Genomic DNA, 23,537 nt, shown 5'->3' with positions numbered 1-23,537 from the left:
ATAAATACATATTTTTTCCGATGATAGAAAAGCCAGTAAACTATGATGAACATGATTACTGGCTTTATATGGTTTTTCTAATGCATATGTTTTCTAAAGAAATCAAGTTGGTCAAGGTTGCATTCCTTAGCAATAGCTGACTTTTGGTCGATATGGAAGACGTGGTTTAATTCAGCCCCGTCTGTATTAGCGTAGATTTTAAAGTAGACTTCATTCCCTTTAGCGATTAAAAACTGGGCAAATTTGATACCAGCTTCTTTAAGGAAATCATGACTTGAAGTCATGACAAAAGCAGGCGGAAAATTGCTAGTAATATATTGTTCCACAGGTAACTGCGCTTTTAGTTGATCAGTCATTTTTTCATCGAGGTAATATGGAAAGTCATCAGCAGAACCGATATTATTGCCAATGTAGTAGGCACCACAATTTAAGCCAACAGCGTTAAACTGGACTTTTGCTACTTCAAAATCGAACAATTTTTGATAATCGGCATTTGAAACTATCGTAGCATACTGCTGCGTCAGTTGACCTCCTGCAGAGTCGCCTAATAAAAATAAATTGTCTAAATCAATATAATATGCTTCGTTGTTTTTAATCACCCATTGTAATACTTGATTGATATCTTCAAGTGGTGCTGGGTAAATATGGTCTGGTGCGAGACGGTAATTGAAATTAATGACTGTAAAGCCTTGGGTAGCTAAAAACATGGTGTAGAACCGATAAAGTTCCTTATCGCCGTAAAAGAAGCCACCTCCATGAATATGAATTAAGGTTGGTAATTTTTGACTTGTGCCAATTGGATAGTAAACATCCAAAGTATTCTCAATACCATGAGGACCATAAGAAATATCACGAAACTTCTCAATGGATGTAGGTTCAACTAGACCTGCATCTCTTTTGGCATCGCCTTCTTTAAATTCTTTGCGCATTTTTTCAACATCAATTTTCATGAGGCAGCACTCCTTTTACTTTCATTTCTTTTCGTTTGATCGAAACTGTTTTAATTGTAAGTAAGATGAATAATAATAGAAAACCTGAACCAGCAATTATCATACTAAAAGCGGGAGATATATGTAAAAAGTCTATAAAAATATTACCGATATCATAACGTATCTATTATCTATTGTATAGTTTTAAAGATGACATTTCACTTTCTAAGGGCACATTGAAAGTATACGTTACTTGACAAATTGTTAGGGTACAATGTATGAGTGAGGTGATAAGATGTTAGCAAAAGAAGATTTACCTGTATGTCCAGTGGCGACAACCGTCGATTTGATTGGGAATAAATGGAAGGTCTTAATTATTCGTGAGTTATTAAAGGGGACTTATCGTTTTAATGAATTGCACCGATCGATTGAAGGTATTAATCAAAAAGTATTGACGGAGAACTTGCGTAAACTAGAAGCAGATGGGATTTTTATAAATCACCCTGCATCAAGAGAAGAGATTACTTGGATGGCTGGATTCGCAGTGATTAAATAGTTAAACTTTATAGAAATAATAAATAAGCCGTGATTCCCGGGGTAGTGGGCGTCACGGCTTTTTTGGAGGTAGATATAGTTTTTTGTTGGTTAGTTTATGACTTTATCTGGATCAAAGTCTGTATAAGTATTTACTGTTTCAGTAGCTTTTTTCTCGTTGTAATTATCTAATAAGGACATGGCAATTGTCGTTAAAATACCGATTACGGCAGCGTCATCCACAAAGCCTAAAGGTCCGAAAATATCTGGTAATATATCAGCAGGGAAGATGGTATAAGCGAGAGCCAATCCAGTAATTGCCTTAATATAAGTCGGTGTTTCCTTATTAAACAAGGCTTTGGCGAACTTGCCTAAGGTCATTTTTGACGTTTGTTTCATTACATACATCATCCTTTCTCATGACTATATATTAATCGGAAAAAGGGTTTATTGTATCCGTCCTAAGACCTAATTTAAACATTTGCTTTCGTTAAGTCTAGATACATTACATGCATATCAACATAGCGACCGTCTTTGACTTGGAATCCGCCTGGAATGGTGCCTACAATTTTAAAGCCAAATTTTTCATAAGTATGGATTGCAGCCTTATTTTCAACGACAACAGCATTGAATTGCATACCTCTAAAACCGTGTGCTTTAGCCTCCTCAATTGACTGTGCAACTAAATCTTTAGCTAAACCTTGACCGCGGAATCCTTTTGCGACTGCATAAGTCCCGTTTGCAACGTGACTAGCTCGGCCTTCATTATTCGGATTAATGAGATAATAGCCAGCGATTTGGCCGTCTACTAACAAGACTTCAACTTGGCTATAAGACGCAAGTTTATTCTCAAAATCTTCATTTGAATAGAGGTCTAATCCTGGGAAAGCAACACCGTCCGTCAATATATCGTTCCAGATTTCTGTTAATGTTTCAATATTGACTTGTGTGTAGTTTACAAATTCTTTCATATATAAAACCTCCTAAAATTTCATTAATTAAGCCTATTTATTCTACCTATACATAGCAAATGCATTCAATATCAGATTACTTTCTATTATAGGTTTTGTTGTATTGTAAGGGTTGACATTCCTTGGAAAGATTGTTTGAATAGAGGTATTCAAAGAGACATTTGGGGTGCTGTGACAGCTGAGATTATACCCATGGAACCTGATACAGTTAATACTGGCGAAGGAAAATGTAGTAAATATTGTCGAAATATGATTTTATTGGCTTTTATGCCTTTCAATTGTACTTTTGGACGAACTATTTCCCCCCTTTTGTCGAATACTGACAGGAAAGGGGGATCTTTTGTTTTCCAAAAGCTTTATAGCAAGCTTGTAATCAGCTAGGATTTCTAAACAATATTATTTGAAACATTGAAAGGATAATTGTAATGACAATTGATTTATACACTTTAAAGACTTTACCCAAATTACCCAACCCATTCCCGCTAATCAAGAACCCCTTGATTCAGTGCCTAACGAATACCGTGACAGTGGAATCAGTAGCCAATGCTTTATTGTATGTGGGGGCAGCACCGGTAATGGCAGATCAAGAGGCAGAAATGGCTGTCTTCTTCGACCAAAATGATGGTGCTTTATTAAATATAGGCAGTTTATCACCTGAAAAAATACGCAATATCTTACTTGCAGCAAGAACAGCTGACGAAACGAAGACGCCTTTTGTATTGGACTTAGTTGGGGTATCCGCTAGCCCAATGCGCAATGAGTTAGCCAAGGAAATTAGCAGGTCAAAACCAACTGTTATCAAAGGGAACCTATCTGAAATGCGGACTTTCTGTGGGCTAGGTTCATCAGGACGTGGCGTGGACGCAGGTGAAGCTGACCAAAATGAAACGGCCTTAGTGGAACTAGGACAAGCTATGCAAGCATGGGTAGCTAACCAGCAAGATACTTGCTTATTAGCGACTGGCCCAGTTGATATTGTTGTGGATAATTCTGGTATTTATTATTTAAAAAATGGCGTCGATGCACTTGGCCGCTTTACAGGAACAGGGGACATTGTCGGTGCCTTAGTGACAGCTATCATTGCGAGTGGACAACCGGTATTAGAATCAGTGATCTTGGCAGTTTCATATTTTAATTTATGTGGGGAAAAAGCAGACGTAAAAACGAAGGGTTTAGCTGATTTTAGACAAGCAACATTAAATAACCTTTCACTCTTGTTGGAATCAGATGATTGGCTAACAGCAATTAAAGGATGTCAACTATGATAGATTATCGATTATACCTCGTGACCAATGCGTTTGATTACCATGAAGACGTTTTTTTACAAGTGGTTGAAGAAGCGATTAAAGCTGGTGTTACCCTAGTGCAATACCGTGATAAGACAGCGACAAGTCGTGATGCATATGCGCTGGCTTTAAAATTAAAGGCGATTACGGACCGATATGCCGTACCTTTAATTATTGATGACCGGGTAGATCTAGCATTGGCAGTGGATGCTGCTGGTGTTCATATTGGTGATGATGAATTACCTGTAGATGTTGTACGAAAACTGATCGGTTCAAATAAAATTTTAGGGGTTTCAGCCAAAACCATAGACAGGGCAAAAGAAGCTTATCAACAAGGGGCAGATTATTTAGGCGTTGGCGCTATATTCCCTACCACTACCAAAGATTCTTCTTTAGTGACCAAGGAAACTTTACGGACGATTACAAGCAAAGTGCCGATACCTATTGTGGCTATTGGAGGTATTCATTTAGACAACATGGATGAACTAAAAGACACAGGCATTGCAGGGATTTCAGTGGTTTCTGAAATTATGTTAGCGGATAGTGTGCCTGACCGAGTAAGGCAATTACGGGCTAATTTAACAGAAATCTTGGAGGTGAACTAAATGGTAAATACAACACCACAAGTGGTGACGATTGCAGGTTCTGATTCAGGTGGTGGAGCAGGCATTCAAGCGGATTTAAAGACCTTCCAAGCACGCAAAGCTTTTGGGATGTCCATTGTAGTCGCATTGACAGCGCAAAATACTTTAGGTGTTCAGTCATCTTTACCGGTACCATTGGACTTTATTGATGCACAATTTGCCTCACTTGTAGCAGATTTTAAGATTGGCGCTGTGAAGACAGGTATGTTATTTAACGGTGCATATGTAGAAAATGTCGTAAATAATTTAAAAAAGGTGGACTTTGGGCCATTAATTGTTGATCCTGTCATGGTAGCTAAGGGCGGACATCAGCTCTTAGACCAAGACGCCATAAATGCGATTCAAAACCAGTTACTACCTATAGCGACTTTGGTCACGCCAAATATTCCAGAAGCTGAGATCATCGCGGACATGTCTATAGAATCAGAAGCGGATATGTTAGTGGCTGGTTTAAAATTACAAGGATATGGCGCTAAAAACGTCATCATAAAAGGCGGTCACGCTAAAGACGCTAGAGCTCGGGATTTAGTGCTTATGGAAGATGGCGAAATTTTATGGTTATCTAGTCCTCGCGTTGAAACAGAAAATACTCACGGGACAGGCGATACATTATCTGCCGCTATTGCCGCTGAATTAGCTAAAGGCAGTGAATTAAAAGCAGCGATTGTGATTGCTAAGCAGTTTATTCAAGGCGCAATCGCAGATAGCATCGATGTCGGTCATGGGCACGGGCCAACCAACCACTGGGCTGATTTGTCAGATGATGTGTTAGTTGAAAGTGAATAATAAGAACAACGAAAGAGACCCACACTGTGTAAAATATATTTTTACGCGAGTGTGGGTCTTTATTATATTTTATGGATTTTCTGCTTGTTATTTCTTCAATTTACGTACTTTAATATCATAGACTGTATCTATGATGAGGAAAGTAATCACCAAGAGATTTGCAATTGTTTTCCAGAGGCTATCTTGAGTAAATAAAGCTGAAATTAAAATAGTGGTTACAATGATTCTGGAGACTACATTCCATATTGAGCTATTGGTAAAGCGACGAAGTTTCTTGTGTAAATGCAACAAATAACTTCCTTTCTAAATAGCGCGAACTTGTAACCGTACGATTAAGCCGTAATCTACCACAACAAAATAGTACTTTCAAGTTATTGAAATATTTACAAGATGCTGAATAAGGGGATTAAATGGAATCGCTGATTGGTCAAGTGTACAAAAATGTCTGTTTATACCCCTATAGTAAAATGCTTTCTTCTGTTCTAATATATATTCATGTAAGCGCAATCAAAGTGTGCATAAATATATATATATAGAGGAGTGACATAATGGAAATGGTAATTCCATGGTATTCAGCAATCATCGGTCTATCAATCGCTACAGCTGCCACTATTATTTACGGCATTTTATAATCAAGAATAAAAAGGAGAAGAAGGTATGAACAAGAAAATACTCGTAGCCCCTGACTCGTATAAAGGTAGTTTAACAGCTTTAGAGGCTTGTGAAGCAATTAGTACAGGGATTAAACGGGCTTTACCGGATGCAGAAATTGTCTCTTTACCAATGGCAGATGGCGGTGAAGGTACCGTACAATCTCTAGTTGATGCCACTGAAGGTACCCTCCACCAACTAGAAGTAGTTGGACCTTTGGGGATACCAGTTACTGTTAGCTATGGCATTTTAGGGGATGGTAGAACAGCTGTCATCGAGATGGCTGAAGCTTCTGGTATCGGCTATGTTAATGAACAAACAAAGAATCCTTTAGTAACAACAACCTATGGTACAGGTCAACTTATTCTAGCTTGTATTGAACAAGGTATAGAAGAAATTATCTTAGGGATTGGCGGATCAGCAACAAATGACGGCGGTGCTGGTATGGCACAAGCTTTAGGCTATCAATTATTAGATAGTGATGGCAATGAAATTCCATACGGTGGTGGTAGTTTAAATCAATTAGCCAGCATTCAAATGAGTCAAGTCCATCCAGCTCTAAAAAAGGTGAAACTAATCGTTGCATCAGACGTTAATAACCCACTTTGTGGACCAGACGGTGCGTCCAATGTTTTTGGCCCGCAAAAAGGGGCAACTAAAGAAATGATTCAAACCTTAGACCAAAATCTCGCACATTACGCTGAAATTCTGAAAAAAGACTTAGCTGTCGATATGATTGATACACCAGGCGCAGGTGATGCTGGCGGGTTAGGAGCAGGTTTATTGGCTTTTACCCAATCAGAAATGCATACTGAGATTGAAATTGTCCTTGAATATGCGAAGTTTAAAGAGTTTGCAGTCGGGTGTGACCTTTGCATTACTGGTGAAGGCGGGATCGATTTTCAAACAAAATTTGGTAAAACCCCTTATGGTGTAGCCCAAGCCTTTAAAGCAGTTAACCCGGATAAAAAAGTGATTGCTTTGGCGGGAAACGTTGGTACAGGGATTGATGAATTATATACAGAAGGTATTGACGCAGTATTTGGTATTGCACCAGGTGCAGCTACTCTGGATGACCTAATAGTAAATGCCAAAGATAACTTACCATTAACAACTGAAAATGTTATCCGTGCCCTATATTAAAGTGCTAATTTCTACCAGTTTTAGCAAATAAAAATCCCTAGGGTTTTCCCCAATCTTTTGCTAGAATAATAAAGCAATTAACGGAGTCACCGCCAATTTTTAGGCAGGTGGCTTTTTTTAGAAGAAAACAACTATAAGAGGTTTTATGAATGAAGAAATTAAATATCTGGATAAAACAGCATTTGCTGTTTGTGATTGCGACCACTTTAGCTTTAGTGAGTGTGGTCTTTGGCCGCTTTGATTTTACCTATATAAAGTATGATGTATTAGTGAGTTTATTTGGTTTGATGGTGGTACTGGCTCTTTTCCAAGCTTCAGGATTACTACGCTGGGCATCGATTAAATTAATTGACTGGTCTAGTAATAGTCAAGTGATTGTCCAATCTATGGTTTTATCCTCATTTTTTGGCTCTTTTCTACTATCTAATGATATTGCCGTCTTGACCTTATTGCCCATTTACTTAAATATCTTGCGTCACTTACCTAAATTCAAAGGCCGCATACTTGGCGCAGCTTTGATTGTAGTGGCTGCTAACTTGGGAGGGGGCTTTTTCCCCTTTTCCAACCCACAAAACCTCATTATCTATTCAGCCTATCAAGTAGATTTTGTAACATTTATGTGGTGGACACTACCTTTAATGGTGGCGGGCTTTATTTTAGTGATGGCAACTACTTTCTTCGTTGAAAAAAAGGTAGCACACACGGAAGTGAAGGAGGAGTCAGTTGACCGGTCAGTCGTTATACAAGCAAGTATTGGGATGATTTTAATGGTTATCGCCATTTTTGGCTTATTGAATATTTTCTGGACTGTAGCCTTTATTACTGCCTATGTTGTCTTAACTAATTGGCGGTATTTATTGCAGGTGGACTACTTGTTGTTGCTGACATTTGCTGCCTTCTTTATTTTAGTAGGGAATATCACAGATCTATCACTTGTCCAATCTTGGTTATCGGCCAATATTTCAAGCGAAGGAATGGCTTACCTAACTGGTTTAGTGGCCTCACAAGCCTTCTCAAATGTACCTACAACGATACTCGTATCACCATTTACTGACCAAGCCTATAGTTTATTGATGGGAGTAAATATTGGTGGTTTAGGGACGATGGTTGCTTCCTTAGCGAATCTAATCGGCTTTACTATTATTAGAAATGCTATGTCTATGAATGCAAAAGCTTATTTCAAAGTTTTTACCATCATAAATGTGATTTTTATCGCGATTTTAGTCTTGCTATTCTTTCCATGGTAACTTTTTCTCACTTTTTTATCATTATTGTTTAATTAAAGCTTGCATTATTGACCTTTTTAGTATAAATTAAAATTATATTAGAAAACGAAAGAGGCATCTCATTATGTTAAACACAACACAAAATAATATGAATATTGTCATTATTATTATTGAATCTAGGACTTAGGGAATTAAGCAGTAGCTAATTTCATATGTCCTATTTGTGTTGAGATACTAAATGGGATGTAAGCTTCCCATTTAGGGGAGCTTTTTTATTTGGTATAACTTTGTTTTTATTATAAAAGCAAGGATTGATGGTTTGTATAAATTGGGTTTGTTTTATAGGAGGAAAAGTATGAATTTTAAGAAATTTGGTTTAACACTATTATCAGCAGCAACGTTAGCTGCATGTGGTTCGGTAACGCAGACATCAAACAGCAGCTCTAGTTCAGCTGATGGAGATTCTGAAACAATTAATATCGGTGGAGACTTTGGTTTAACTGGATCAGCCTCAGCTTATGGTTCTTACATTAATGATGGGGCATCACTTGCTTTTAATGAAATTAATGAAGCTGGTGGAATTGATGGTAAAGAGATCAATTATGTAGTGACCGACAATAAATCAAATGTTCAAGAGTCTGCTAATGAAGCTACGCGTTTGCTTGGAGATGAAAATCTTTCTCTCTTATTAGCTTCTGATATTGCTGCATCAACCGAAGCTGCTATTCAATCAGCGGAGAATGCTCAAGTGCCAATGATCATTCCGTCAGCAACTGTTGACGATTTAACTTTAGATTCACAAGGGAATGTATTTGAATATATCTTCCAAATTGCCTTCCAAATCTCTAATCAAACAGCTGCGCTTGGGCAATTTGCAGATGAAAAAGGTTGGGATACGGCTGCTATTTTACAAGATAACTCTTCAGACTACGGACAAAACTTAGCATCTCAATTTGAAGAAGACTATTCTGGTGATGTTGTCATTAAAGAATCATTCCTATCAGGGGATACTGATTTTAGCTCGATCTTAAACAACGTCAAAGGAAAAAAACCAGACGTATTATTTGTTGCGGGCTATTATCCAGAAGGTGGGGCAATTGTGAAACAAGCGCGTGAAATGGGTATTGATGCAGCAATTCTTGGACCAAATGGATTAGGTAATGATGAATTTATCAACTTAGCTGGTGCTGAAAATGTTACTGACTTTTACTATGCAACAATCTTTGTAACAGGTGAATATGGATCAGATGCAGCCAATGAGTTTGCAGAGAGATACCGTGCAGCATACGATACTGAACCAGATTTATTCTCAGCTGGTGGATATGACGCTGCTAGGTTGGCCGCTGATGCAATCGACCGTGCAGGTTCTACAGATCCACAAGCCATCCGCGATGCACTTGAAGAAACACAAGATTTTGAAGGCGTAACAGGTAATATTTCATTTGATGAAGATCACAACCCGGTAATGGATTCGTTCGTAGTGGGCTATTCAGAAGGTGAAATTTCATCTGTAGAAGCGATAGAAGCAAATTAAAACCATATGCTTTGAGAGAATGCGCATACAGGATAGTTAGCACTATAAATTGGTAAGGATCACGATGGTTTAATCGTGATCCTTTTTGATATTTTTTTATTATCTTTTGACTGAAAACGCATTTTAATACTTTAAAATAATCACTCGTATCAGGGAATGCAATCGCTGCAAATCAATTCTTGTCTATTTGAAAGGTGCTATCATAACCATAGGATGATAAGAAGAAGTGGCGTATAATATGACTTGTACAATATAATGGATACAGTAAAAATTTTATAAATAGAAAGTGTGGAACGTAATGGTAGAAACAGGTAAATATTATATCTATGCTGACCGTATTATTTTGGCAGATGAAGTTGTAGAAAATGCTTACTTAGAGGTTAATGATGGTCGGTTTGGTTATGCAACACTAGAAAAGCCTTTAAAAAGTGAAATTAAAGATTATACTGGCTATACAGTTGCAGCTGGTTTGGTAGATACGCATATTCATGGTTTTCACGGCGCTGATGTCATGGATGATGATTTTCAAGCTGTACAAACCATGTCTAAAGGTTTGCTATCAACAGGTGTAACTGCTTTTTTACCAACAACATTAACTTCTTCAGCAGACCTATTGACATCAGTTGCTGGTAAAATTGGTGACCACTATAAAGAGGCTGAAGGTGCAAAAATCTTAGGTATCTTCTTTGAAGGACCCTGGTTTACAGAAGAGCATAAGGGGGCACAAAATGCGGCTTATATGGGAGATCCTGACTTGGCGCAATTTGAAGTGTGGCAAACAGCTGCGAAAGGACTCATTCATAAAATTGCACTCGCACCAGAGCGGCAAACAGCCAAAGATTTCACAACAACTATTACAAAAGAGGGTGTTCATGTAGCTTTAGCACACTCCTCAGCTACTTATGAAGAAGCGACGGCTGTAGTGGATGCCGGTGCCAACATTTTTATTCATACCTATAATGGGATGTCAGGTTTACACCACCGCAATCCTGGTATGGTTGGCGCAGCTATGGCAACCGATGATACCTATGCGGAAGTCATTTGTGACGGCAAACATGTCCACCCAGGTGCAATCAAGGCGCTTGTTAAAGCGAAGGGGTGGGACAAGACAGTTCTTATTACAGATGCCATGTCAGCTGCTGGTATGCCCGATGGTAAATATCAATTAGGTGAATTTCCAGTTATTGTCAAAGACGGTGAAGCGCGTCTTGAGTCAGGTAATTTAGCAGGATCTGTTCTAACCTTAAATCAAGCAGTCAAGAATGTGGTGGATTGGGGTATTGTAGATAGTGAGCAAGCCTTACGGATGGCTTCACAAGTGCCCGCTGCCTCTATAGGTTTAGATGGTCGGGTTGGTGTCATTGCGCCAGGACGTGTGGCTGACTTCATTGTGGTAGATGCGGATATGAACTTAAAAGAAACCTATCTAAATGGTGTTTCTGTATTTCAAAACTAAATAAGCATAGAAAAATGGCACCAATCTAGTTGACATGAGCAGACTAGTTTGGTGCTTTTTTGATATGAAAAAGGCAAAATAACCCGTTACTTGTCTAGTCTACTCCATTATACATGTTACATTATATAACATCACCTGTGATAATTGTGAGGAAAATGAACCATATCCTACATCAGTAAGTAAAATATTTTGATAGGTAAAAAGCTTGAAATGACCGCAAAAACGAAATAAGATGAGAAGGTGGTGATAATTTAATACTTGCATATAATTATTTTCCAATCTATAATCTAAGCACAAATTAATAAATGTTACATAAGTCACCCTGAGTGTTATGAAATGTAACATAAAACGTCATGTTAGTAGCTAGGAAAATAAGAGGTGAAGCAGATGAATCAAGAATCTAACCATCACGCTTTAAATTATCAAGCGTATGCCAGCAAAACGTTTCAGCATTTACATCGTTATCCAGAGATATCCTTTCATGAATATCAAACCCGTAAGTTTATTCGGCAACAACTAGAAAGTTTTGGTTATACCGATATTTCATCTGAAGTTGGTGGTGGGGGAGTGATTGCCCGACTTAAAGGAGGCAAGCCAGGTTTAACCATTGCCTTTCGTGCAGATATGGATGCCCTACAAGTTCAGGAAGAAACAGACCTACCATACAAGTCTGAGGTTGACGGGGTGATGCATGCCTGTGGCCATGATGCACATACTACGATTTTATTAACTGCAGCAAAATATCTAATCCATCTTAAAGAAGAAATTGCTGGTACGATTGTTTTTCTATTTCAACATGCAGAAGAGGTGAAACCAGGAGGTGCTAGAGCCATTATGGCATCCGGCGCATTGGATGATGTCGATAAGATTTTTGGTCTTCATGTTTCAGGCGATCAAACCTTTGACGGTACTATATCCTATCATGAAGATTTTACAACAGCGAATTCCGATACCTTTGCGATTGAAGTTCAGGGGAAAGGTGGTCATGCAGCTACTCCGCAACATAATGTGGATGTGACTTTAACGGCTGCTTACTTAATTCAACAATTACAATCTATAGTGAGTCGTCATAAGAACCCTATGGATCCAGGTGTTGTCACAATTGGCAACTTTCATTCTGGTAATGGTGTTTCGAATGTGATGGCAGATGTTGCTACATTAAACGGTACGATTCGTACCTACAGCTCAGACTTAAGAGCTTTAGCGAAGAAGAAACTATACGCGCTATCTGAGGATATTAGTGCAGCTCACGGAGCCTCAGTCAAAATTGATTTTATAGATGGTTACCCAGCTCTTTACAACCATCCAAACGAAACCCGAACAGTTGTTGAAATCTTTAAAGCGCGTTTTGGTCAAGATAAGGTGAATGAAAAACCGGCTAGTATGGGCGGTGAAGATTTTGCTTATTACGTTCAAAAAATACCTGGACTCTTTTACTTTATTCCAGCGGGTGCCCATCCAAATGGAGAGAATTATCCCCACCATCATCCGAAATTTGAAATTGATGAAAAATGTTTGATGTTAGGGCTAGAAACGATTTTAACTATTGTGGACCATTATGTCATTGAAAGTGAGGTTAGACCTTATGTTGAGAGCGGATTTAACGAGTATTAGTCAAATTGAAAATGAAGTCAGCCAAGCAACGGCAGCCCTTTTAGCTAAATGGTTAAAATATGCGGCATCAATTGAATCAGAGGTTATCCAAGTGCGGCGCCATCTCCATCGTCATCCAGAATTATCCTTTGAGGAGTCAGAGACGGCTAATTTTATCTATATGGAATTGTTATCGGCAAAGATCTTTGACATCGAACGAAATGTAGGGGGTGGTTATGGGATTGTGGCACGAATTAAAGGGGCACAACCGGGACCAACGATTGCCTTACGGGCGGATATCGATGCTTTACCGATAATGGAAGAGGCAGATGTACCGTTTAAATCTGAAAAACCTGGTGTTATGCATGCTTGTGGTCATGATATCCATACGGCAAGTCTTTTGGGGGTTGCTCAAGTCATTCAGGCGCACCGTGACGAATTTGCGGGGACAGTGGTCTTTATCTTCCAACATGCTGAGGAGAAGAAACCAGGTGGTGCTAAAGCGATTGTCGAAGCGGGTTATTTAAAGGATGTAGATATGGTATTTGGTCTCCACGTTGATCCTTCTAAACCAGCTGGTGTAGTAGGTTATTCCTTAGCGTATGGTTCGGCCGCCTCAGATGCTTTTGAAATCAAGATTCAAGGTCGGGGCGGACACGCTTCTTCACCACATACTACGATTGATTCCGTAGTTATCGCTGCTGAAACGATTACGAACTTACAAACCCTTGTTTCACGAGTCGCCAATCCTATTGAGCCACTTGTGGTTACAGTGGCTGGCGTTGAAGCGGGTATGGGGGCACCTAATATTATTGCGGATACCGCAACGATTGTTGGGACTGTCCGGTCATCTTCACCAACTGGACGGGCAACCATTAGAAAACAATTGATTCAAATTGCTGAAATGACAGCGGCCATGCATGGTGGGACAGCTACCGTTGATTATGACGAAGGTTATCCAGCGATTCAAAATACCACAAGCATAGTGACTGACCTAGTTAGTGCCATTGATTCTTCTGCTATTTTCACAGATTTAATCGAAAATACCGCAGCTACAGGTGCCATGATGAATGGCGAAGACTTTGCCTACTATCTTGAAGACACCAAAGGCGCCTATTTCACCGTTGGTTGTGACTTCTTGGAAAAGGACAAGCAAGGTCGTGCTAGCTATCCTTTACATAACGGAAAATTTGTTGCCAATGAAGCTTGTATGCTAAATGCCATGTCACTATTTCTTGTTATTTTAAGTCAATATTTAAAGGTGGTGCCTCATGATTAAATACTTACGTAAACGCTTATTGTTGATTATTCCGGTTTTATTTATCATCTCTATTTTAGCTTTTGCTATGCTTCAAATGGCGCCGGGTGATATCGCCGATTTATATCAATCACCGGATGCTACACCTGAGCAAATTGAAATGATTCGAGAAAACTTAGGTTTAAATGATTCTATTGTTGTGCAATATTGGCGGTGGCTAAGCAATTTATTTACCGGAGACTTAGGTTTCTCTTTTAGAACGAGAACTGCCGTAACAGGGTTGATTGGGGAAGCCTTAACACCAACTTTACAGTTAATGTTTGGTACCTTGATTGTTGCCTATATTGTAGCTATTCCGTTAGGGATTTATGCAGCTAACCACAAAAATACATGGATTGACCATATGTTAACAACTTTCTCTTTTGCTGGTGTGTCTATGCCAAACTTCTTCTTGGGGATGTTACTTATTTACTTCTTCTCAGTTGAATTGGGTTGGTTACCAATTGGTGGTAGAGAAAACTTGTCAGGTGATATGACGTTTTGGCAAGGACTTTCGTATTATGTTTTACCAACGATAGTACTTGGCGCTTCATACTGTGCCAATATGACCCGGTATGTCCGGTCAACAGTCATTGGTATTAATGAACAAAACTATATGCGGACAGCTGTAGCAAAAGGGTTGAGTGAGGGAAATATGGTTAAACGCCATATTTTACCAAACACCTTGGTTCCTATCTTAACTGTTATTGGTTCAGATATCCCTCGTTTAATTGGTGGGGCAGTGGTAACGGAACAAGTATTCCGTTGGCCAGGAATCGGTTCATTGATGATGGCTTCGATTAATGCCAGAGACTATCCAGTCATTATGACCATCACCTTAATCTCAGCTTTTGCGGTATTGGCTTGTAACTTATTGGTAGATATATCTTATGCTTATGTTGATCCGCGGATTCGTTATGAGTAGGTTGGTTATGCTATAAGGGTAAAAGAATAGACAGGAAGGATTTATATAAAGATTATTCAGAAAAGAGCATTTAAAAGGGTATAGGAGGAAAATAGATGGCTGAAGAACACTTATTTAAAGCTACTTATGCCAGTCCGCAAGATTTTATGGACCAGCATTTAATTGCCCATGATGTAAAAGTGACTGATACATCTGTGAAACAAGTTGGGTATTGGACGATTATTTGGCAGCGGTTTGCCCGCAATAAAGCGGCTGTATTTGGTTTGATATGTTTTACGATTTTACTAGCGGGAACGGTATTTGCGGGGGTTATTGCCCCGTATAATCCGGATGAAATTGTAGGTGGCTTCCTTCAAGCGCCAACGAGTACACACTGGTTGGGGACTGATGAAATTGGCCGTGATGTTTTCTCCAGATTGCTATATGGCGGCCAAGTGTCCATGTTTGTTGGGATTGTATCAGTACTCATTTATGCAACCATTGGGACGAGCTTAGGTTTATTAGCTGGATTCCTAGGTGGTATTTGGGATTTTATCATTATGCGTGTGACTGAAGTGATCATGTCCTTTCCTTATTTTTTAGTGGTGTTAGTTGCTGTAGGAATTCTTGGACCATCTATTTGGAATGTAACGATTGTGATTGGTTTATTTGGTTGGGCACCGCTTTGCCGGTTAGTCCGGGCAGAAGTAATGAAGCTTAGAGAAGCGGATTATATTCAAGCAGCTGTTGCTTCCGGATATTCGACAAGCAACATTGTCTTTAAGCAAATCGTTCCAAATATTTTGTCACCTATTTTAGTCAACATGACCTTTGGTATTTCAACTTCTATTATTACAGAAGCCTCTCTTTCTTTCTTAGGGGTTGGGGTTGTACCGCCAACTGCCTCATGGGGGAACTTACTCACTGCAGCCCAATCGTTATCGGTATTGACTATGCAGTCATGGCGGTGGGTACCAGTTGGTCTAGCCGTTTTCTTAGCTGTTTTATCGATTAACTTTATCGGTGAAGGATTACGAAGTGCAGTTGAGGGCGAGATTTAAGATTGAGAGGAGGGCAAGACAATGAAAGTAAAATTATTAACTCTACTAACCGCTATGACCTTACTATTATCGGCTTGTGGGACGACGGCAGAAAGTACTGGGGGTATAGACGAGGTTAAAGCGCAGGAAACAACTAGTGCAGATCATACACTGGATATTGGGACAACGAATACCATTTCTGGTTTTAATGTATTGAATACAACGGATGTTGCCGGTCAATGGGTTCAACGGTTTATGTATCCATCTTTATTGGACCAGCCAGAAGCTGGCGTATTTGAACCCAATGTTGCTTCGATAACAACTGAAGATAACCTGGTTTATACCGTCACAATAAAAGATGACGTGGTCTGGTCAGATGGTACAGCTTTTACAGCCGATGATGTAGCTTACAATTTAAACTTAATTGCAAATCCGGATGTAGAGACTTCTGGCGCAGCGAATATTAAGTCCATTGAGGGAGTAGATGATTCAGGAAAAATAGCAGATGGAGCAGACAATATTTCTGGTGTGGATGTAATTGATGATAAAACATTGACCATTACCTTAAAATCGCCAACTGATCCGGCCTATGTATATGAAAACATTGGTTTTAAGATCTTAATTACACCTAAACATGTTGTAGAAAAGGAAGATATCTATAACCTAGGATCTTCAGCATTCGCTACGAAGCCCACTGTTTTTGCAGGTCCTTACAAATTTGTTCAATATGAATCAGGTTCATACATCAAGATGGTTGCCAATGAAAGGTATCATAAAGGCAAACCAGCCATTGAAAATGTTATTGTTCATATTATGGATTCAACGGGTATGGTCATTGCCTTACAGGCTGGTGAATTAGACATGACTGCAGGAGGAGGTATCGCTTTGATACCAATTTCTGATATTAAATTCTTAGAACAAAATGAGGATATTGAAGTTTCATCTAGTTATGGTACTTCTGTTCAATTTATGTATATCAACAATGAAAAATTTGATCAACCTACTTTTAGACAGGCATTACTCAAAGCAATTGACCGTGACCGGATGGTTGATGGTCTACTGCAAGGTGAAGGCGAAGTTATTCCAACTACCTATACCTCGATATCAGCTTATAAAGATCCTGATTTAGATCCAGTTGCTTATGACCCAGAACGTGCCAAAGCTTTATTAGAAGAATCTGGTTTCGATACCAGTCAAACAATTAAATTAGCGGTTCCAACAGGTAATATTACCCGGATGAATGCAGCTAATTTGATTGAACAAGATTTAGAGGCCATTGGGTTAAATGTAGTGCAAACTTCAGCAGATTTTACCACGCATGCAGCTAGTGTAACAGCTGGTGATTATGACTTAGCGATGATGGGGCTTGCTTTGAATGTAGATCCAGACCAAAGTTCATATTGGGCAGCAGCTGGAACGAATCAAGTAAACATCAACGACCCTGAATTAGAGCAACTGATTAATCAAGGAGCTGCACAAACGAATTTTGAAGATCGCTATGTCACCTATCAAGAAATCCAGGCTCGTTTCCAAGAACAAGCTTATTTAGTCCCTTTATATTCTGACTACCAATTTACTATCCAAACTAAGGACTTAAATGGTGGTATACAGCCATTCTGGTTTGGTTCACTGACAGATATTCAAGAATGGACCTTTAACTAAAGAAAGGATTTGATTGAAATGCAAACTGACAACATACTCGAGGTCAACCACCTCAAAATTTCCTTTAAGACGCTAAATGGTATCGTACCAGCCCTTCGTGATGTATCATTCACCCTTAAAAAAGGGGAGACACTGGCGATTGTTGGTGAATCTGGATCAGGGAAATCTGTATCCACTAAAGCCATTACCGGTTTATTAGCTAATCATATAACCAATGTTGAGGGTGGCGAAATTCTTTTTGAAGGTCGAAATCTATTAAAAGCCAGCAAAGCTGACTTAACCAAGATTAGAGGTTCTGAAATTGCCATGATTTTCCAAGACCCTATGACTTCACTTAATCCGGTTATGACAGTGGGCATGCAGATTGCTGAAGCAGTGATGGCACATACGAAAGTTGACAAAAATACTGCCATGCGCCAAGCAATTGACTTAATGGAGAAAGTAGAAATCAAAGACCCAGAAACTAAAGCCTACCATTATCCTCATCAATTTTCAGGAGGTATGCGTCAAAGAATTATGATTGCGATGGCACTTGCCTGCAAGCCTAAAATCTTAATTGCTGACGAACCTACTACAGCACTTGATGTGTCTGTTCAAGCACGGATCATAGAGTTGATAAATCAATTAAAAGATGCGTTTGATATGTCAGTTATTTTTATTACGCATGATTTAGGTGTAGTCGCTAATGTAGCCGACCGGGTAGCGGTAATGTATGCGGGGCGGGTTGTTGAAACAGGTACAACAAATGAAATCTTCTATCATCCACAACATCCTTATACATGGGGATTATTAGAAGCGACACCAACCCTATCTACAGAAGATGACAACCTATATACTATTCCAGGTAATCCACCGAATATGGCTAACTTGACGACTGGGGATCCATTTGCACCTCGAAATCCTTACGCTTTAGATATTGATTTTGTAAAAGATCCACCACTCTTTCAAGTTTCAAAAACGCACCAGGCAGCGACTTGGTTATTAGATGAGCGGGCGCCTAAAGTTGAGTTACCATTGGATATTCAAGCGCGCTATGTAGTCTATCAAGATATTTTAGACCGACAGGCGACTTCAGCTAAAGAAAGCCAATTAGGTACAACTACTGGCTATGATTTAGCGGCATTTGAAAATACCGATGCTGTTTATGGGCCGTATCTATATGATGAGTTAGCAGATACAATACCTGTGTATGAAAGTTAGGAGGGGATTTTATGACAGATATAGTACGGGTGAATCATGTGAAAAAAATATATGAAGAAGGCAGAGCTGAAGAGGTGGTAGCTGTAAATGATGTATCCTTTACTATTAAAGCTGGGGAAACGTTTGGCTTGGTAGGGGAATCGGGTTCCGGGAAATCAACTACAGGAAAGCTATTGATGAAATTAGAAGATCCAAGTGAGGGACAGATTGATTTTTTAGGTCAAGATATTGCCCAAGTTAAAGGGCGACGTGACTTGTTAGCCTTTAGAAAAGATATCCAAATGATCTTTCAAGACCCTTTTGCCTCATTAAATCCTCGAATGACGGTTGGCGAAATTATTGGTGGCCCAATGCAGGTCCATGGTTTAGTTCGTAATAAGCAAGAACAAGAAGCGGCCGTTGCTGAATTAATGGCTCAAGTTGGGTTAGATCCTCTTTATGCTAATCGGTATCCACGTGAGTTTTCTGGTGGTCAATGCCAACGGGTGGGAATTGCTAGAGCTTTAGCCCTTAAACCCAAATTGATTATCGCTGATGAGGCGATTTCAGCCCTAGATGTGTCTATTCAAGCACAAATTGTCAATCTACTAAAAAACTTAAAAATCACAAATGATTTAACCTATCTCTTTATCACCCATGACCTATCCATGGTGAAATATATTTCTGACCGAATAGGTGTTATGTGTCAAGGACGATTAGTGGAGATCGGTACGGCTGATGAAATCTATAATCATCCATTACATGATTATACTAAGTCCTTGCTATCGGCTATTCCTACAGCAGATCCAGAGTCAGAACGTGTTCGGAAACGTATGCACTTTGATGGATTGACTTACAGTGGAACAGAGTGGGCAGAGTGTAGTTTAGTAGAAGTAACGCCTGACCATTTTGTATACTGTCACCCGAGTGAAGTCGCTAAATACACTGCACAAGTTAAACCAGCTGTTGCGTTGGTATAAAGTAGTCAATTAAAAAAGGTGGTCTGAATTTTTTTCAGGCCACCTTTTTCTGATGCAACTATTTTAATTGTAATGATATGCTTCTATGTCAGTATCTTTTGCAAAAGTGTATATGCTATTTTCATCTATCTGGTACTCTTCTATAGTAGTTATTTTACCTGTGGTGATATCAACTTGATCAAGTTGACCCTTTTTCCCATCTGTAATGGTGTGATAGATGTAGCCATTTTCAATATAGTAGCTAGGATTCTGTTCAATGTCCATGGACCAAACTTGATGAAAACTTTTATTAGTAGGATCATAGCGGTAGCTTTTCACTTGGATAGGTTTTTCGTCATCTTCGTTTTCACTATAATCGCTTTTGACTACATATATTTCATTCTCAATGACAACCGGATTAATTTCAGAAGAAATTGTTTGGTCAGTTGATTGATTCTGTAAGGCGCTAGTATCCATTTGTAGTTTTTCGCCTGAAGTCGGATCAACAATTTCATATGTAGTAGTTAGCGCAGTATTTTCCTCATCATCGTCACTATTGACCATTGCAAATATATGACGCTGTGCTTGACGATTTAAGCCGTCAACACCAATTGAATATAATTCATACTGTGAGCTGTCGATAGTATTACCAGTACTTATTTCACCACTTGCTTTATCTAATTCAAAAGCTTTTAAATAATTAGGTTGGTCAGCGTCTTGTAAGAAAGCATATATTAGGTAAATAGTATCCTCATCTTCTGCTAGGGATAGGAGTGTATTTAAAGAACGGTCAGCTTGATCTAGTGAATCACTAGGACTTGTATAAGTCCAGTCACCCTCAACATTTTTATGAATAAGGGTTAGGTCTAATTGATCTTTACTGTCTCCATATATAGTATCTGATTGCCATAATTGGATATGATCATTTTCTAGGATTAAGCGCGAATCATCTAAGTTTGGGCGGTTAAATAAGGAGAAGTGCTGATATACTTCATCTTGTTTTTTTGTATTGAGTAGGCCGTAACTAGCGTAGCTAGTAGCAACGATTTCGCCGTTATTTTTTGATAAAGGAATCCAGTTGGACATCGCTTGATTTTCACCAGCAATGAGATATAGGGTAGGAATACCTGAACTTTCACTAGTATGTTTAGTATTCATTGTAGTCAGTTTGACCGGTTTAAAGCTAGCGACACCTATCCATACGCATAAAGTCACTGCAGTAATGATCACTAGAAATAATAAGGTCAACCAGTTACGTTTGTTTATCTTCATAAGATTGCCTCCTTTCTTAAACACTGACATAATGGTTCATCAACCAAGACATCATGTAACCATTGATGATATTGATGGCATAGATATATACAAGGACTAGCACTGTAGCTTCCATATTGGTTAATGGCAAAATAATAGTTAACCAAGCAAGCAAATAAATGAGTGCAAGAGAGACTATCCAATAAATCATCGTTGTTGCGACTGTTCTAAACCATGTATAGCCTTTGGCACTAAGTAGCATAATCAAACTATTCATCAAGGTGAATAAAAACCACAATCCACCGCCATAGATCATGAATGTTTGTGTAGGATAGGGCGGGAATAACAGGCTACTTATTTCCATAGTTGTCGCTAATTGAATGAGAACAGGTACTTGTGTATATTGCTCATTAAACATTACTCTAAAGGCACTATTGGCGATATAAAAGAGGCCTAGTTGAAGTATCAAAATACCAGCCATCATTATCAAAGTACTGATTAATTTTGCAAATGCAATTGGGGCCCGATTACCAGGTAAGGTCAATAGTCGATAGATAAAGTTTCCTTGAAAGTGCCAGTCGCGGATCCAAGAGAAGACACTGTAACCCAATAAGGCAAAGGCAGTGGCACCGATAATCATGGTATAGACCATGCTGTTGTCAAATACCCCATTTAGATTAGTAATCAAGCTAATATTATCTATATTTTCACTAGCGGTTGACACTGCATAGCTAGCTCGAATATGAACAAATACCATAATACCTTCACTAATAAGAACGAAAGCGATAAGTAGTAAATAGAATATTTTAGCCCGTTTTAGTTCATCAGTAATTAAATTGAGTAGTTTAGCCATTATCGGTACACCTCCCACATTTTATGGGTAATCGACTTACCTTCAGCGAGTCGTAAGTCTTCTGTATAGAAATCTTGAATGATACGGTGGTCTTTTAACATGAATACTCGGTCTACTAAAGTTTCAATTTCATTGATTTCATGAGTGGAAATTAAAACACCACGACCGGCCATCAATTTACTTGTGAAGACATTCGTGATTTCTTCTCTAGTAAAAATATCAATTCCTGAAAATGGTTCATCCATGATTAAGTAGTCAGAATTTAAGGATAAACCAAGTAGTAGATTCACTTTTGCGGTATTTCCTTTTGACAGTTGACTGATTTTATCATCCAGATTTAAATTGAAGAAATTGACTAAGTCTTTTGCTAATACTGGATCGTATGAATGATAGTAAGTTGCCATAAAGGTCAAAGCTTGTTTAATCGTCATGTCCTTTACTACGATGATCGTATCAGGAATGTAGGAAATACGGTTAAAATCATTAAAGTCAATGGGTTTGCCATCAATTAAGAATTGACCGCTGGCAATAGGCGTTAGCTGCATCAATGCATTCATTAAGCTCGTTTTTCCTGAACCATTTTCACCAATCAGTGCGGTAATTTCACCTGGTTTAACGGTAAAAGAAATATCTTCCAATATGTGATTTGAGCCATAAAATTTATGGATATTTTTTGCTTCAATCATCTTTCTTGTTCACCTCGTTTTTGGAAATATGCTGTCATATAGTTGGCGATTTCTTGAGGATCCATGTTTAGAACCTGCGTTGTATCGTAGAAGACGGCCATGGCTTGTTCTAAATTTTCCTGTTTCAATTGTTGGATAATGGCTTGGTTTTCAGTAACTTTACTAGGTACATTTGCTTCAGACACAATGATCCCTTCTTCCTCTAAAGATTTAAATGCACGTTGGACGGTATTGGGATTGATTTTAAAAGATTTGGCAATATCACGTCTTGAGGGTAATTTATCGCCAGCTACTAAACGATTAGCGACAATTTCTCTTTTATAATGGTCGGCTAATTGTATGTATATGGGTGTTTGCTTATCGAACTCAGCCATGTTGAACCTCCTTTCCAAATATAAAAGTAAATGTGTATTAACCGTATAATACACTTTGTTATCTGTATTATATGGTTAATACACTTTAACTGTCAATAAAATAGAATGAATATATTTTCAAGTATTTTATACATAGATAAAAGTTGAAATGTTTGACAGGTGTACAAGAATATTCGCTACTCAATTGCTTATATAATAAATAGCGAGGAATAAAAAATACATAAATTGTTTTTATGTAAACTTTCTACTTTATATATAAAAATTTGGAAAATACGTGAAAAAGAGGACCTGAGCCAATCATATCGCCATTTAAGAAGCACAATGTTTTTTTGCTAAAATAGAAATAATGTTCAATAAACGCAATGTTATGTTGCAGTAATGCTATCCATATAAAAAATAATAGAATAGCTTTAAAATCACGTTGTAAACGTTTACTTCAAAAAGTATAATGACGGTATTGAAAGTTTGAAGTATGCAAAGAAAAAAATTTTAAACAAAAATGCAATCGTTTACATTCTTTGGACTACTTCAAACACCAGCTTTCGCGAAGCATATGTTGTCAGTTACTAGTCGTTGTTC

The 23,537-nt window shown here is 38.5% G+C and carries 22 protein-coding genes and 1 riboswitch; of the genes, 15 read left to right on the top strand and 7 right to left on the bottom strand.

Annotation, left to right across the window (positions count from 1 at the left end; genetic code table 11):
- Nucleotides 1-77: 77 nt before the first annotated feature.
- Nucleotides 78-950 carry an alpha/beta hydrolase gene (locus tag CJ191_RS00350; RefSeq protein ID WP_102198615.1) on the bottom strand — a complete coding sequence of 291 codons (873 nt, stop codon included), beginning with the start codon at nt 948-950 and terminating at the stop codon, nt 78-80.
- Nucleotides 951-1,224: 274 nt separating this feature from the next.
- On the opposite strand from CJ191_RS00350, the gene CJ191_RS00345 reads away from it, so the two are divergent.
- Nucleotides 1,225-1,485 (top strand): winged helix-turn-helix transcriptional regulator, encoded by a 261-nt coding sequence (locus tag CJ191_RS00345; RefSeq protein ID WP_246819003.1) that lies wholly within the window; start codon nt 1,225-1,227, stop codon nt 1,483-1,485.
- 89 nt (nt 1,486-1,574) lie between these two features.
- Here the strand turns inward: CJ191_RS00345 and CJ191_RS00340 are convergent, their stop codons facing one another.
- Together CJ191_RS00340 and CJ191_RS00335 are read right to left on the bottom strand one after the other, a co-directional pair.
- The gene (locus tag CJ191_RS00340) at nt 1,575-1,862 is read right to left on the bottom strand and encodes a YkvA family protein (protein ID WP_083272698.1); all 288 of its coding nucleotides are present in this window, start codon (nt 1,860-1,862) and stop codon (nt 1,575-1,577) included.
- A 74-nt stretch (nt 1,863-1,936) separates the two neighbouring features.
- Nucleotides 1,937-2,434: a GNAT family N-acetyltransferase gene (locus tag CJ191_RS00335; RefSeq protein ID WP_102198614.1), complete on the bottom strand. Its 498-nt coding sequence runs from the start codon at nt 2,432-2,434 to the stop codon at nt 1,937-1,939.
- A gap of 152 nt (nt 2,435-2,586) precedes the next feature.
- Nucleotides 2,587-2,677, top strand: a riboswitch (TPP riboswitch).
- Nucleotides 2,678-2,859: 182 nt separating this feature from the next.
- Here CJ191_RS00335 and CJ191_RS00330 point away from each other — a divergent pair.
- The 14 genes from CJ191_RS00330 (at nt 2,860) to CJ191_RS00265 (ending at nt 19,815) form a co-directional block, all read left to right on the top strand.
- Nucleotides 2,860-3,699, top strand: a complete 840-nt coding sequence (locus CJ191_RS00330) for a hydroxyethylthiazole kinase (RefSeq protein ID WP_102198613.1) — start codon at nt 2,860-2,862, stop codon at nt 3,697-3,699.
- Entirely contained in the window at nt 3,696-4,325 is a 630-nt protein-coding gene (thiE, locus tag CJ191_RS00325) for a thiamine phosphate synthase (RefSeq protein ID WP_070466954.1), read from the top strand. Before CJ191_RS00330 ends, thiE begins: the two co-directional genes overlap by 4 nt.
- On the top strand, nt 4,326-5,150 hold the full coding sequence (thiD, locus tag CJ191_RS00320) for a bifunctional hydroxymethylpyrimidine kinase/phosphomethylpyrimidine kinase (RefSeq protein WP_102198611.1): 825 nt from the start codon (nt 4,326-4,328) through the stop codon (nt 5,148-5,150). It begins immediately after the preceding gene.
- A 657-nt stretch (nt 5,151-5,807) separates the two neighbouring features.
- Nucleotides 5,808-6,944 carry a glycerate kinase family protein gene (locus CJ191_RS00315; protein ID WP_102198610.1) on the top strand — a complete coding sequence of 379 codons (1,137 nt, stop codon included), beginning with the start codon at nt 5,808-5,810 and terminating at the stop codon, nt 6,942-6,944.
- 149 nt (nt 6,945-7,093) lie between these two features.
- Complete coding sequence (locus tag CJ191_RS00310; RefSeq protein ID WP_102198609.1) at nt 7,094-8,191, top strand: SLC13 family permease; 1,098 nt, start codon at nt 7,094-7,096, stop codon at nt 8,189-8,191.
- Nucleotides 8,192-8,525: 334 nt separating this feature from the next.
- Entirely contained in the window at nt 8,526-9,704 is a 1,179-nt protein-coding gene (locus tag CJ191_RS00305; RefSeq protein WP_102198608.1) for an ABC transporter substrate-binding protein, read from the top strand.
- A gap of 298 nt (nt 9,705-10,002) precedes the next feature.
- Nucleotides 10,003-11,160, top strand: a complete 1,158-nt coding sequence (nagA, locus tag CJ191_RS00300) for an N-acetylglucosamine-6-phosphate deacetylase (RefSeq protein ID WP_102198607.1) — start codon at nt 10,003-10,005, stop codon at nt 11,158-11,160.
- 387 nt (nt 11,161-11,547) lie between these two features.
- Nucleotides 11,548-12,774 carry a M20 metallopeptidase family protein gene (locus tag CJ191_RS00295; protein WP_102198606.1) on the top strand — a complete coding sequence of 409 codons (1,227 nt, stop codon included), beginning with the start codon at nt 11,548-11,550 and terminating at the stop codon, nt 12,772-12,774.
- On the top strand, nt 12,746-14,032 hold the full coding sequence (locus tag CJ191_RS00290; RefSeq protein ID WP_102198605.1) for a M20 metallopeptidase family protein: 1,287 nt from the start codon (nt 12,746-12,748) through the stop codon (nt 14,030-14,032). Before CJ191_RS00295 ends, CJ191_RS00290 begins: the two co-directional genes overlap by 29 nt.
- Complete coding sequence (locus CJ191_RS00285; protein WP_102198604.1) at nt 14,025-14,975, top strand: ABC transporter permease; 951 nt, start codon at nt 14,025-14,027, stop codon at nt 14,973-14,975. Before CJ191_RS00290 ends, CJ191_RS00285 begins: the two co-directional genes overlap by 8 nt.
- Before the next feature lie 95 nt (nt 14,976-15,070).
- Nucleotides 15,071-16,015, top strand: coding sequence for an ABC transporter permease (locus CJ191_RS00280; RefSeq protein ID WP_102198603.1), 945 nt, complete (start codon nt 15,071-15,073; stop codon nt 16,013-16,015).
- Nucleotides 16,016-16,036: 21 nt separating this feature from the next.
- Entirely contained in the window at nt 16,037-17,656 is a 1,620-nt protein-coding gene (locus tag CJ191_RS00275; protein WP_070466937.1) for an ABC transporter substrate-binding protein, read from the top strand.
- A gap of 18 nt (nt 17,657-17,674) precedes the next feature.
- On the top strand, nt 17,675-18,856 hold the full coding sequence (locus tag CJ191_RS00270; RefSeq protein ID WP_102198602.1) for an ABC transporter ATP-binding protein: 1,182 nt from the start codon (nt 17,675-17,677) through the stop codon (nt 18,854-18,856).
- Nucleotides 18,857-18,867: 11 nt separating this feature from the next.
- A complete protein-coding gene (locus CJ191_RS00265; protein ID WP_102198601.1) occupies nt 18,868-19,815 on the top strand; it encodes an ABC transporter ATP-binding protein in 948 nt (315 codons plus the stop codon).
- A gap of 63 nt (nt 19,816-19,878) precedes the next feature.
- Here the strand turns inward: CJ191_RS00265 and CJ191_RS00260 are convergent, their stop codons facing one another.
- The 4 genes from CJ191_RS00260 to CJ191_RS00245 are packed head-to-tail and all read right to left on the bottom strand — an operon-like array spanning nt 19,879 to nt 22,958.
- Nucleotides 19,879-21,066, bottom strand: a complete 1,188-nt coding sequence (locus CJ191_RS00260) for a hypothetical protein (protein ID WP_102198600.1) — start codon at nt 21,064-21,066, stop codon at nt 19,879-19,881.
- A 16-nt stretch (nt 21,067-21,082) separates the two neighbouring features.
- Nucleotides 21,083-21,898, bottom strand: a complete 816-nt coding sequence (locus CJ191_RS00255; RefSeq protein ID WP_102198599.1) for a hypothetical protein — start codon at nt 21,896-21,898, stop codon at nt 21,083-21,085.
- Nucleotides 21,898-22,584, bottom strand: coding sequence for an ATP-binding cassette domain-containing protein (locus tag CJ191_RS00250; protein WP_102198598.1), 687 nt, complete (start codon nt 22,582-22,584; stop codon nt 21,898-21,900). The genes CJ191_RS00255 and CJ191_RS00250 overlap by 1 nt, the downstream gene beginning before the upstream one ends.
- Nucleotides 22,581-22,958: a GntR family transcriptional regulator gene (locus CJ191_RS00245; protein WP_102198597.1), complete on the bottom strand. Its 378-nt coding sequence runs from the start codon at nt 22,956-22,958 to the stop codon at nt 22,581-22,583. Before CJ191_RS00245 ends, CJ191_RS00250 begins: the two co-directional genes overlap by 4 nt.
- Nucleotides 22,959-23,537 lie beyond the last annotated feature (579 nt).

This window comes from Aerococcus viridans (genome assembly GCF_002871935.1).
In the GTDB taxonomy this organism is placed as follows: Bacteria; Bacillota; Bacilli; order Lactobacillales; family Aerococcaceae; genus Aerococcus; species Aerococcus viridans_B.
The sequence above is the reverse complement of the archived record's forward strand: the minus strand, read 5'-3'. Positions and strand labels throughout refer to the sequence as shown.